This is a genomic window from Mastigocoleus testarum BC008 (assembly GCF_001456025.1).
Taxonomy (GTDB): Bacteria; Cyanobacteriota; Cyanobacteriia; order Cyanobacteriales; family Nostocaceae; genus Mastigocoleus; species Mastigocoleus testarum.
Window position 1 is genome coordinate 1 of the sequence record NZ_LMTZ01000129.1, and the last position, 13493, is coordinate 13493.

Genomic DNA, 13493 nt, shown 5'->3' on the forward strand with positions numbered 1-13493 from the left:
GTTCAAAACTTATTTTTTGTTTTTCCTCGAATAACGAATCAATCTGTATCTTACTTTTTCAGCAAGCCCTATGTACATATATCACTTAAATCCTATAACAGCAGATCAAATGCTTCGCTACAATAGACCTGGTTTTGATTTAGTAAGCTGCAAACGCGTAGGATTACCTGTTTATAAAATAACAATTCAAGCTCTAACACAAAGGTGTAAACCAATTCCTCCAATAGAAGAATACGTTTTAAAAGTAATTGATGCAGGTCTTTCCTCTGAAGAAGATATTGTTGATTATCTTGGTCTAGAAAAGGTAATATTAAACGATGCAATGGTCAATTTAAGAATGAATGAAAATATTGATCTTGTTGCACCTAATGCTTCTCGAATGCAAGTGTGGAAACTGACTAAAAAAGGTAAGAATACTCTTAGTGAAGCTAAAATTATTATTCCAGAGGAACGAACATTTGATATTCATTTTGATGGTTTATTGCGTTATCCATGTCGGTATGGACGCTCTGATTCATCGTTTTTGAAGCCACAAGAATTGCGTACTCAAAGAATGATAGAAATTGAAGCATTTCCGAAAAAGCCACCAGAATTAGCTGATATTAAACTTAAACAAGTGTATGCATTGAACCGCCAAATAGAAAGTGCGAGCAAAAGGAAATCAAAAGAACAGAGAGACTTACTAGCATTAAAAGCGATTGAACGTAGAGAAAGGCTTTTCCAGCCTGCACAAGCATTAATTTATAAAGCAAAAGATAGTGATGATGTTCAAGTAGCATTTCTAATTGATGGTGTTCCCTCTAACGAACATGAAACTGCTTTTGCTCGCTCCAATGGTATTAATAAACTTCGTATTGTTGAGACTCTGAAGCTAAGCTCTCCTAAAAAACTCGCCGAAGAAATATTGGGATATGACTTTGTCGCCTCAGCTCCATTAGAAACAATTGAAACCATCAAAGAGGAGGTATACTGCGCTCAAGCAAAGATTGAAGCACAAATACAGATAACTCAAAATAGTCTTGAACTGACTAAGGATAAAGAAGAAAAAATTAAACTTGAGCAACAATTTCAATCCGCACAGGAAGAAATTGAACAACTTAAAGAACAATTAGATTCTCTTTTGAGTACAGTTCCTATGCGTTGGTTAGAGATGTACGAGCACCGTCCACTTTTGGAAGATGCTCTTAGCAATACACAGGAACGTTTAATGATTATCTCCCCTTGGATTAGAGCAAGTTCAGTTAATGAAAAATTTTTGATAGATTTTGAAAATCTACTCAAAAAAAGTGTAAAAGTTTACATAGGTTATGGTTTGGGAGAATATGATAATAAATATTCTTCTGATATTCAAGCTGAGAAAAAAATACAAGAATTAGGAAATCAATATAAAGCAAATTTTAAGCTTAACCGTTGGGGAGATACTCACGCAAAAATTCTCATTTCCGATCAAAAGTTTGCCGTCACTACAAGTTTTAACTGGCTTTCCTTCAGAGGCGATCGCGAACGCACTTTTCGGGATGAACGGGGGACTATTGTATATGACTCACAGAAGATTAATGAGTTATTTGATAGCTACAGCAAGCGTTTTAAGTAATTAGTACCGATGTAACCTGTAGGTTAAAAATTAATTAATTTCATCAATAATGTAATGTATATCAACCAGGAAAAACCTTAGATAAATCCAAAATTAGATCTGGAAAACAAGGTAAATTAACAGTTTCATTGGGTAAGAAAATTATCTTTTTACGATAACCAAATTTACCTTGAGAATTTTGTAATGGTTCTCTGTAATGTTCCAAGCAATTATCATTTAAATTAAATATCCAATAATCGAGAATACCTGCTTCAGCATAAAGCAGTAACTTCACTTCTTGGTCATACTTTAAAGAAGAGTCAGCAATTTCAATCAAAAGTAATATGTCTTCAGGGCAAGGATGAGAGCTAAGATAATCATCATCTCGATTTTTAAGAATAGTTATATCTGGTTCGGGTTCGCTATCTGTTGATATAACTACAGGGTCTTGACTTTGCAAAGTTGCACGTTTACTTAGTAAATTTGATAATTCTCTAATTAATCTTCTATTAAATGTTGAATGGGCTGTACCTTTAGCAATCATGTAGATCAATTCTCCGCGAATTAACTCAACTCGGTCATCCTCACCGAAAAATCCGAGTTCTGTTAAATGATTGTATTCAGTTATGGTAAAGCGTTTAGCGGTAGTTATTGTCATGATGATGGGGAAGTGCAAGTTTATTTTAATTTTAGAAGAAGCTTGCTGATGATTAACAAACGGGGAACTGAAAGTATTAGTATTCTTACTTTTTGACTATTACTGATATTTTTTAGTTTTTAGTAAAATTTTGAGCACCTAAGTATTCAACATCAGGGTAGTAAATTGCGTTAGCGTAGTTGTGAACTGTGATGACAAGCTTACTTCAGTAATGTCGAACAGTAAGGAAAAATTATGAATATTTTTATTCTCACAGCTGGTTCCCGTGGCGATGTCCAACCTTATGTAGCGTTGGGTCAAGGATTAAGAGAAGCGGGACATTTAGTAACTGTCTGCACCTGCTCTAGCTTTGAATCATTCATCACCGACCATGGTTTGAATTATGGATATATGAATAATGATTTCATCAAACTGGTTGACTCAGAAGCTGGTCGAGAAATGATGGAAAGCGGAGGAACTTTTTTTGGTTTAATCGGAGCGATGTTGAAATTGCTTAAAGTAGCCAAAGTCATCAATAAACAAATGCTTAGGGATGCTTGGAATTCAGCCCAAGCAGCAAAACCCGATATTATCATTTTCCATCCCAAGGTACTAGCAGGTTCCCACATTGCGGAAAAACTTGGTATTCCAGCAATAATGGCTGTTCTCGCACCTGCGATCGTTCCAACTTCTGATTCTGTGGCTATTGGGTTCCCAAATTTGAAGCTTGGAGGCTGGTACAACAAACTTTCCTATAAGGTTTTGCACTGGGGCTACCATAATTACGACGACATAGTAAATGAATTTCGTCAGGATGTACTCGGAATTAGCAAATTTCCTAAATCGACAAGTCCAATCGAAACGGTAAATGGAAAACCAATTCCAGTTTTGCATGGTTATAGCGGACTGATTTCACCACGTCCCAAAGATTGGTCAAATACAGCTTATATCACCGGATATTGGTTTTTAGATCGAAAGGATGATTGGCGACCTCCAGCCGAATTGGTTGATTTTCTGGAAGCAGGCGAACAGCCGGTTTATGTTGGATTTGGTAGTATGGCAGGACGTAATCCAAAAAAAATGGCAAATATTGTCATTAATGCCCTGGAGAAAGCAGGAGTACGTGGCATAATTGCTACTGGCTGGGGTGGTGTAGACGCTAGAATTCTACCGAAAACCATTTTCAAGATCGATAAAATTCCCCATTCCTGGCTCTTCCCTCAGATGTCTGCTGTCGTTCATCATGGTGGTGCTGGAACAACAGCAGCCGGATTACGTGCAGGTTGTCCGACAATAGTATGTCCTTTTCTTGTCGATCAACCTTATTGGGGGGAAAGGGTTTATACTCTGGGTGTCGGAAGTAAACCTATTCCACAAAACAAATTAACTGCTACTAAATTAGCTAAAGCAATTCGAGAAGTAATAACAAATCAAATTATTCGACAAAATACGGAAACTTTAGGTGAAAAGATTCGTAAAGAAGACGGTATCGCAAATGCTATCGCTATTATAGAAAGCTTTATATAATTTTATTTAAGATCACTTGATTGATAAGCCTACGGTATACGCCTTAGCAATTGCTTTTTGGTAGGACTTATATCATGTCCGCTTAATTACTTATGAAAAAATATGTTTGTAGTAGTGCTTATAGTCTTATAGAAAAATACTGGCGCTAAAGTGCTACTACGAACCTTATCACAAGTATTTTACCGGACATGATATTACGCGCTCGTCACCAGTCCTAAATAGAATAGTTTGGAATTGCTATTTCTTTGTGGAAAGACTTTGCTAACCTATCGTCGCAATAAATGTATTTACTTTATCCGTGTGTAAGTCCTGATTTTTAGTTTATTGCTTGCTTTTAGCATCTGCTTGTCAGTAATTTATTTGAGTTTAGATCCTGTAACAAATCTTTGCTTCGTTGATGGATTATCAGCGCTTGAATTGTATCTTAAGTTTCCATTTAGACTACTGAAGGGTTTATCTATGCAGGGATACTTAGGATTATGCTTAGATGACTAATGTCATTTTTTACTTCTGCTCATCATCTCATTGATAAACGCATCAACACCTTTGCAAGTCTCTAGGCCAAAGCTATATTTTACCAATCTACTAGCTGTAAACGACCTGTTTGAATGTAATCGAATATACGATTAATGTGACGTCTATCTGAATCACTAACTTTCCCGTCAATTAATACCGTATAAGTTAAAGCTTTATGATCTTTACGACTTATTTTCCCAGATCGAATAATTCTTTCTACAATCTTTTGTACTGCTAATTCTGCCCGGTTATGAAATTTTTCGTATGCTGATAAAGTATTCATATTTCTCTAAATAAGTACAACAATTAATCACATACTTTATCTTTCTATTTGGTTATGTGAAGAAAGACATATCTCTAACTTAAACTTTGAATAAAACCTAGAGTTAGATGTTGTGAAAATCAGACACTTGTGCTTATAAGCATCCTTAAAAACTAAAGTAACTTCGGTTAAATGCACAACAACTCTTTCATAAGATATAAGTCACAAATCTACCTTTTGATAGAGCCATATTCCCAGAGAAGTTTTGTTGCGCAATTTCACTGTACGATCTTTCAAGTATTAAAACTCTACATATTACTTATGCACTGTCAAAGTTACTGATATTACTCTCATAAACAGTTTACAGATAGTGACATTTGAGTATTTTCAATCATCAACGCAGTTACGACTTAAAAACAAAAAGTGTAAAATGCAACGTTTTTTTTTGAGTGATACTATGTTGCGTTAAGCATCTTTAGCTAAATTTTAAATTAAGTAAGAAAAATTACTATATATCTTTATAAAATTCTTATGTCAAAAATAACTTATACGGTAAATAACCCTCTTACGTGATTGTTTAGAAATAAAAGTCAATGCTGATACTTCAAGCTATAAATATGACAGAATTTTTGCCTTTATTCATAGCATTCTAAATACTATTATTTTTTTACTGAAACTCTTGTATTGAAACGCTTTTTCTATGAGTACAGTGACAGAAGAGGAATAAAAAGCGAGATATACCTTGTTAATTTATCCCCCGCAAACGGAGTTTGAATTGTGAAAATTGAGCAAAATTTGAGGGTTGAAGAAGAGATTTTTATCGGTGATAGTGAAATGGCGGTATTGATGCGTTCCTTTGATTGGTCGCAAACAAGCCTTGGTGCGGTAGAAAACTGGTCGCAAAGCCTGAAGACAATTTTGAGTATATTGCTTACCTCTGGTCACCCCATGTTTTTATTTTGGGGAGAGGAGTTAATTCAGTTTTACAATGATGCTTATCGTCCAAGTTTGGGAGCAAATAAGCACCCCCAAGCTTTGGGACACCGGGGAAGAGAATTTTGGGACGAGATTTGGCATATTATTGAACCCCAAATTGATGCAGTGATGAAGTGGGGCAAATCTACTTGGAATGAAGACCATTTAGTACCCATTATTCGTAACGGTTATTTAGAAGAAGTTTACTGGACCTACAGTTACAGTCCAGTCAGAGACGACAATGGTGAGATAAATGGCATTTTGGTTGTTTGTAGTGAGACAACCGAGCGAGTTATTGGAGAAAGACAACTGCAAACGCTTCGAGAACTTGCAACTGAAAACATTGGGATCAAGACAGTTGAAGAAGCTTGTCAAATTTCACTTCGAACTTTAGCAAATAATCCTCATGATATACCCTTTGCCCTCCTATATCTCCTCGATGATAAGCAAGCTACAGCAAAATTAGCAGGTACTTGTGGAATAAATGCAGAAACATCAGCCAGTCCATTAGAAATTGAGATAAATTCAGACTCGAAAATTTGTAATTTATGGCAACTCCCTGCGGTTATGGCGACCAATGAAGGTCAATTTATAGGGGAATTAAAATCAAAATTTGGAAACTTACCCGGTGATGCTTGGGCGAATAGCCCCGAATCTGCTTTTGTTCTACCGTTGATCCCATCGGGACAAGCTGATATAAAGGGATTTTTAATTGTAGGTATTAGTTCAAAACGACCATTTAACGATGATTATAAGGGCTTCTTTGATTTAGTTGGCGGACAAATCGCGACTGCTATTAGTAGTTCTAATGCTTGGGAAACCGAACGCCGGTTAGAGCAAATCCGCGAAACTGCGCGAATGGAAGTCGAAGCAGCAGAAACTAGAATGCTTGGTATTTTATCAAGTATTCGTGATGGCTTTGTGATTTTTGATTATGACTGGCGTTATCTATATATTAACGATCGTCAACTTGAAATCATTGGTATGAGGCGTGAAGATGTTTTGGGTAAAAGCCTTTGGGAGGTATTTCCCGATTTAGTGGATACCGAATTAGAACAAAAGCTATATCAAGTTATGCTGGAAAGAAAGTCGACCCAGTTCGATTTTTATTATCCGGCTTGGAATCGCTGGTTTGAAAATCAAATTCATCCTACACCTGAAGGAATTGCAGTTATATGTGCTGATATTACCGAACGCAAGCAAGTAACTGAAGCCTTAAGAGAACAAGAAGCTCGATTACAGTTTATGCTTGAATGTTCTCAGATTGGTGAATGGGATTTAGATTTAACAACCCAACCCTATACCGCTAATCGCTCGCTCAAACACGACCAAATTTTTGGATACGAATCGCTTTTACCGGAATGGAGTTATGAAATTTTCCTCGAGCACGTCCATCCCGACGATCGCGAATCTGTAGATAAATCTTTCAAACAAACCCTGTCGAGTTATGTGGATTGGGACTTTGAATGCAGAATTATTCGTGCAGACGGAAAAATTACTTGGATTTGGGCTCGTGGTAGCGTTTACCGAGATAGCAATGGTAATCCGATTAGGTTAATTGGTAGTGTCACCGATATTAACAAGCGTAAGCAATCCGAAGCAAAACTTCAGCAACTTGCTGCTCTAATCGACAATAGTATAGATTTTATTGGATTGGCGACACTGGAATCCCAAGCAGTATTTGTCAACCCTGCAGGTTGCCGTTTAATCGGGCTAGAAAATCTTGAAGCCGTTACCAAAACCGAAATTATTGATTATTTTCTACCAGAAGATAAAGCTTATGTCCAGGAAGTTATATATCCAACTGTGATGCGCGAAGGTTACTGGAAGGGCGAGTTTCGTTTTCGCCACTTTCAAACTGGGGAAGCAATTCCCGTTGATTACACCCTTTTTCTCATCAAAGATCCACATACCGATGAACCCCGCGCCATCGCCACCATCAGCCACGATATTCGAGAACGGATGGCTATGCAACAAGAGCGCGTACGTATTCTCGAACTGGAACGAGCCGCTCGCGAAGAAGCAGAACAAGCAAACCGCCTCAAGGACGAATTTCTTGCAATACTTTCCCACGAAATGCGTACTCCCCTAAATCCAATTCTCGGTTGGGCAAAAATATTACAAAAAGGTAAAATTGATCATAAGAAAACCCAAAAAGCTTTGGAAATAATTGAACGTAACGCCAAGCTACAGGCGCAATTAATTGACGATTTACTCGATATATCCCGAATTTTGCAGCGCAAGCTCAACTTAGATAAAGTATCTGTAAATCTAGGAGATGTGATTCAAGGTGCTTTAGAAACAGTTCGTTTAGCCGCACAAGCCAAATCAATTCACATTCACATAATAAAACCATCATCAGCAGTAATGGTTAACGGCGATGGAGGGCGATTGCAGCAAGTAATATGGAATCTTTTATCCAATGCAGTCAAATTTACTCCTGTCAACGGACAGATTTGGGTCGAATTAACTCAAACTGGAAACTATGCCCAAATTCAGGTAAAAGATACTGGAAAAGGAATTAAAAAAGAGTTTCTGCCTTATATCTTCGAGCATTTCCGTCAGGAAGACAGCAGCACAACCCGTAAGTTTGGTGGCTTGGGTTTGGGACTGGCGATTGTGCATCAAATTGTTAAACTCCACGAAGGAAGTGTAACCGCACAGAGCCTTGGGGAAGAGCAAGGTGCAACTTTTACAGTACGCATACCATATATGGCAGCAAAAAATGAAACTACAAATTTACAGCAAGTCAGTCAACCACGATCAGGCTTAAACGGTATAAATGTCTTAGTAGTTGATGACGAACCAGATTCTTGTGACTTAATCGCTTTTTTATTACAACAAGAAGGTGCAACAGTTACAACTGCAACATCGGCGTCGCAAGCGCTCGAAAATATTACTAAATCCACGCCAGATTTATTAATCAGCGATATCGAAATGTCCGATATGAATGGTTACGAATTTATCGGAAAAATTCGCTCTTCAGAAAAAGGTAAGTTAATTCCATCAGTGGCTGTAACTGCATACGCAGGTGAAGAATCTCAGGAGAAAGCAATTGGAGCTGGTTTTCAAAGACATATATCTAAGCCAATTGATGCAAATACATTCATTGATGTAGTAGTTGAGGAACTATTGCAAATATTTTGATATAGCTTAAAATTTAAATTTAAAATCTCCGATTCGTAGTCTTAGAGTATGTTTATAAACAACTTCTAAAGTAGTGTGGGTTACGGCAAAATCAGGATTTAATTGTTTGAACAATTCAAAATTTGTTGTAGCCCACAGATATCATTTAGTATGTGAAATTTGGTAATAAATCTAACAGATATTAGAATAATTTTATTTTTTACTTATAAAAACCTTCTTAGTCTTTTATTAAAAAAGATGTTTATGCCAATAGGAGTAATTTAGATTCCAATACGACCGCTATACATCAGTCAGTCGGTTTTGTTAGAAGTGAACGAGGGGAGGATTAGAACATAACCTATGGAATGATGAAGTAAATTTTTAATTATTGATATTATTGAACTATTGTGAATGGGAATTAAAACAAATAAAAATACTTTCAGCCATTCCAGGGTTGCTCCATAGATACGCCGATTGGTGTGTACGGCGTACAGTGGGGCATTTCAATGATGCATCAAGATACATTCTTTAAGGTTCTCAAGGAATAACCTTCTAGATGATGCTTATTTCAATCCCAGATATTAACAAGTTTCCTACTGAAAGATTGGAACGAAGATTTAAAATAGGTTCGAACAAATGCTAGGAGACTTTTGCCACATCTATATAAAGTAATTCCTAGGGTAAATTTCCGACAACTTGGTAAAAAATATCCAATTAGTTTTGTTTGACTGCTTACTCAAACTAACCAAAATAGAGTAATAAAGATATCTAAATATGACCAAATTAAATGACGCTGTTATTTTAGTTACAGGAGCGGCAGGGGGGTTTGGTCGCGAATTAACTAAACAGTTACTAGGTAAGGGAAGTCGTCTTATTCTTACAGACATTAACCTAGAGATACTTAAAGAGCAAGTAAACAAAATACAGGCTGAAATAACCACAGGAGAAGTTATTCAATCCTTTGGGGCTAACTTAGCTAATCGCACAGACTGTGAGACTCTCTATCAAAAAGTTAAAGCTTTAAATATTCCCTTAGATGTTTTGATTAATAATGCAGGGATGGGTCTATTTGGTCGTGTAGATGAAGTTCCTGTAGAGAAATGGGAGCAATTGATGCAAGTCAATTTAATCGCTCCAATACGTTTAAGTTCTTTATTTGTCGCCGATATGATTGCTCGACAACAAGGACATATTGTTAACATCTCTTCTATGGCTGGTTGGATTCCTCGTCCGGGAATTGCTCACTATTCTTCGAGTAAATTTGGCTTGCGGGGTTTTAGTGAAGGATTATTTCATGAAATGAAACCTCACAACGTAAAAGTTACAGCTGTTTATCCTTTTTACAGCCGTACTCCAATGTTGAACTCGGCAAAATACGGTACTTTAGCAGAAAGTTCTACAAAAATTCCCGACCGATTGATTGTCGAACCAGAAGAAGTGATGGCTCATACCATTGAAGCTATTGCTCACGAACGACTCCACGTATTTCCTGATCGCGTGGGAAAGAACATCCATTTTTTCAAACAAAATTTTCCTCTGTTGTTCGACTGGATTAGCAATCGCCTTGGTAGTCTTGCTTGATGCTCCAAAAAAATAAAACTTGACCTCATGGCTTGACCGGGAAAAAGGTCACATTGTTACTGTTAAGTTAGTTAGATTGAATTATTTACATTTGTAATACTTTGGCACTACAATCAGTGTCAAATATTTTTTTGTGAGGAGTGTATTGTTCACTATAATCGTAGAAAAACTATAGCAATCCCCCATCAAATACGACTGCTGTATTACAACCTAGTTTTGTTTTTCACATAGTAGGGTATTTGCTTGCTATCCGTACATTCCAATGATACCGATGTGCAGATTCGATGAACAAGATATTCTGTCTTTGCTAGCATCAACTGATAGGGTATCAGAAAAGCATCTGCACGGGAAGTTATGATATCAGTTCAATTGCAATCTCGCTCTTGTCACGAACTTTCTGGTCGTGAGGCAATTAAAGAATTTAATAGCAACTTAAAAGGTGGTTTAACAGCAGAGGAAGTTGCTAGTCGTTACGAAACATATGGATGGAATGAATTACCTATCAAACCTGGAAAACCTGCTTGGCTAAGATTTTTATTACAGTTTCATCAACCGCTTCTCTACATCCTGTTGATTGCAGGGGCTGTGAAAGCATTTTTAGGATCTTGGACTAATGCAGCTGTTATCTGGGGAGTGACGGTTATCAATGCAGTTATTGGCTATGTTCAAGAAGCCAAGGCTGAAGGAGCGATCGCTTCCCTTGCAAAAGCAGTGACCACAGAAAGTACGGTTTTACGAGAGGGTCAAACTCTGCAGATACCATCACGGGATTTAGTACCGGGAGATATCGTACTTTTGACATCGGGGGATAAAGTTCCAGCAGACTTGAGATTACTGAATACTCGTAGTTTACAGGTTGATGAGTCAGCTCTTACGGGAGAATCAGTACCAGTAGATAAATCTATTCAACCCTTACCAAAGGATACTCCCCTTGCAGAACGAGTTAATATGACCTACGCCGGAAGTTTTGTCACTTTTGGACAGGGAACAGGGATTGTTATAGCTACAGCAGATGCTACGGAAGTCGGACAGATTTCTAAGTCGATGGAGCAGAGGGTTAATCTGAGTACTCCACTGACTCGTAAGTTTGCTAAATTTAGCCGTATCTTACTCTACGCTATTCTGACTCTGGCAACCCTGACATTTGCCATCGGTCTGGGACAGGGAGAATCCTGGATCTACATGTTTGAAGCTGCTGTCGCTTTAGCTGTTAGTGCAATTCCTGAAGGTTTACCAGCAGTTGTAACTATCACTTTGGCGATTGGTGTTAACCGCATGGCGCGCCGTCATACCATTATTCGCAAACTTCCAGCCGTTGAAGCTTTGGGGAGTACCACTGTTATTTGTTCTGACAAAACCGGAACGCTAACAGAAAATCAAATGACGGTACAGGCTATTTACGCTGGGGGACAAAATTATCAGGTCAGTGGTAGTGGTTACAGTCCTAAAGGTGAGATTGTTCAACCTGATAATAATGACCTAGAAAGTGTTTTTGAAGATGGTTTTTTGTCGCAAGCCTTGAAAGAATCCCTGATAGCTGGAGTACTTTGTAATGATTCACAATTAAAGCATACAGGAGAACATTGGTCGGTTGTGGGCGATCCCACGGAAGGTGCATTAATTACAGCTGCAGCTAAAGCCGATCTAACCCAGTCTGCACTAACAGCTTCAAAACCTCGATTAGATTCAATTCCTTTTGAATCCGAGTATCAGTATATGGCGACATTGCATGACGCTGATTTTCGAACTATCTACGTCAAGGGTTCTGTTGAAGCATTGTTAAGACGATGCTCTCAGATGATAGATCGACAGGGTCAGATCGTTCCCCTCGAGCAAGCACAAATCGAGCAAGCCGTTGAAGCAATGACAGCAGAGGCTCTGCGAGTACTAGCTTTTGCCAAAAAAATTGTTGCTCCCCATCAACATTCGATAGATCATGACAATATCGAAACTGGGTTAGTTTTTCTCGGGTTGCAAGGTATGATTGACCCACCCCGTCCAGAAGCGATCGCAGCGGTGCATGCTTGTCAGACAGCCGGAATTCAAATCAAGATGATTACCGGAGACCACATCTCAACAGCTCGGGCGATCGCTCAACGTATGGGTATTCAGAAGACAGAGCAAGTTCTGGGGTTTGAGGGACAGCAACTAGCGAAAATGGATGATCGTCAACTTGCTCGAACTATTGAAGATGGAGATGTATTTGCTAGGGTTGCACCGGCTCAAAAACTAAGATTAGTCGAAGCTCTCCAGTCAAAAGGGGAAATCGTCGCCATGACGGGAGATGGGGTAAATGATGCACCAGCCTTAAAGCAAGCTGATATTGGGATTGCAATGGGGAAAGGTGGAACCGAAGTGGCTCGAGAAGCTGCTGATATGCTTCTAACAGATGATAACTTTGCCTCTATTGAAGCTGCAGTGGAAGAAGGACGTACAGTTTACCAAAACTTACGTAAAGCGATCGCTTTTCTCTTACCTGTCAATGGTGGTGAATCCATGACTATTTTGATCAGTGCATTGCTAGCGAGGGATTTACCAATTTTGTCCCTACAAGTACTGTGGTTAAACATGATTAATTCCCTCACCATGACTGTTCCCCTGGCCTTTGAGCCGAAGTCGAACGGTTTGATGCAGAAGTCTCCACGCAATCCCAAAGAGCCCTTAATTACAAAGAAATTATTACGTCGAATTTTGACAGTTTCCCTATTTAATTGGATTCTGATTTTTGGTATCTTTGAGTGGGCGAAGTTTGCTACTGGTGATGTTGCAGTTGCTCGCACAATGGCAATTCAGTCCCTTGTAGCTGCTCGAATCGTCTATCTTCTCAGTATCAGCCAATTAGGGATTAGTTTGTTCAACTATATCCGGGGTAGATCGGCATTGATTACAAATGCACCCATCCTAATTGTGGGTATTGTTGGTGCTGTTGCTCTACAAATTGTGTTCAGTCAGTGGAATGTGATGAACATACTATTTGAGACAGCACCTCTGACTTGGAATCAATGGGTTATTTGTTTGCTACCAATGTTGCCAATGATACCCACTGCAATATTTGCAAACTACATCGACTAATCTTGAGCAAGAGTAGCAGCTGGGATCGCTCCAAGTTGCTGCATAACTTCCAATAAATTCAATTCATCCCAGTGTTCAATAAATTTCCCGTCCTTAACGCGCCAAATATCGATACTGCGCATACTAATTAAATTACCGGTGGCTGGAATCCCCATAAATTCTTCTTGTTGATGAGCGTGATAAGTGAATCGAGCGATCGCAGTTTGACCATCCACAAAAACATC

General features: G+C 38.4%; 8 protein-coding genes. 5 read left to right on the forward strand and 3 right to left on the reverse strand.

The annotated features are described in order from the left end of the window. Positions 1-109 precede the first annotated feature (109 nt). On the forward strand, positions 110-1594 hold the full coding sequence (locus BC008_RS33425) for a phospholipase D-like domain-containing protein (protein ID WP_235595958.1): 1485 nt from the start codon (positions 110-112) through the stop codon (positions 1592-1594). A 61-nt stretch (positions 1595-1655) separates the two neighbouring features. Here BC008_RS33425 and BC008_RS33430 read toward each other — a convergent pair whose 3' ends face one another. Further along, positions 1656-2231, reverse strand: coding sequence for a Uma2 family endonuclease (locus BC008_RS33430; protein ID WP_027844029.1), 576 nt, complete (start codon positions 2229-2231; stop codon positions 1656-1658). A 234-nt stretch (positions 2232-2465) separates the two neighbouring features. On the opposite strand from BC008_RS33430, the gene BC008_RS33435 reads away from it, so the two are divergent. Continuing rightward, positions 2466-3737: a glycosyltransferase gene (locus tag BC008_RS33435; RefSeq protein ID WP_027844028.1), complete on the forward strand. Its 1272-nt coding sequence runs from the start codon at positions 2466-2468 to the stop codon at positions 3735-3737. Between the two features lie 574 nt (positions 3738-4311). Here BC008_RS33435 and BC008_RS33440 read toward each other — a convergent pair. Then, a complete protein-coding gene (locus BC008_RS33440; protein WP_058184129.1) occupies positions 4312-4536 on the reverse strand; it encodes a hypothetical protein in 225 nt (74 codons plus the stop codon). Between the two features lie 756 nt (positions 4537-5292). Between BC008_RS33440 and BC008_RS33445 the strand changes: the two genes are divergently transcribed. The 3 genes from BC008_RS33445 (at position 5293) to BC008_RS33455 (ending at position 13269) form a co-directional block, all read left to right on the forward strand. Further along, positions 5293-8637 (forward strand): PAS domain S-box protein, encoded by a 3345-nt coding sequence (locus BC008_RS33445; protein ID WP_058184130.1) that lies wholly within the window; start codon positions 5293-5295, stop codon positions 8635-8637. Positions 8638-9390: 753 nt separating this feature from the next. Then, entirely contained in the window at positions 9391-10197 is an 807-nt protein-coding gene (locus BC008_RS33450) for an SDR family NAD(P)-dependent oxidoreductase (protein ID WP_027844027.1), read from the forward strand. A gap of 354 nt (positions 10198-10551) precedes the next feature. Next, complete coding sequence (locus BC008_RS33455) at positions 10552-13269, forward strand: cation-transporting P-type ATPase (protein WP_027844026.1); 2718 nt, start codon at positions 10552-10554, stop codon at positions 13267-13269. On the opposite strand, the gene BC008_RS33460 is transcribed toward BC008_RS33455, so the two are convergent. Further along, positions 13266-13484: an ester cyclase gene (locus BC008_RS33460; RefSeq protein ID WP_058184131.1), complete on the reverse strand. Its 219-nt coding sequence runs from the start codon at positions 13482-13484 to the stop codon at positions 13266-13268. The two genes, BC008_RS33455 and BC008_RS33460, sit on opposite strands and share 4 nt — an antisense overlap. Between the last annotated feature and the right edge of the window lie 9 nt (positions 13485-13493).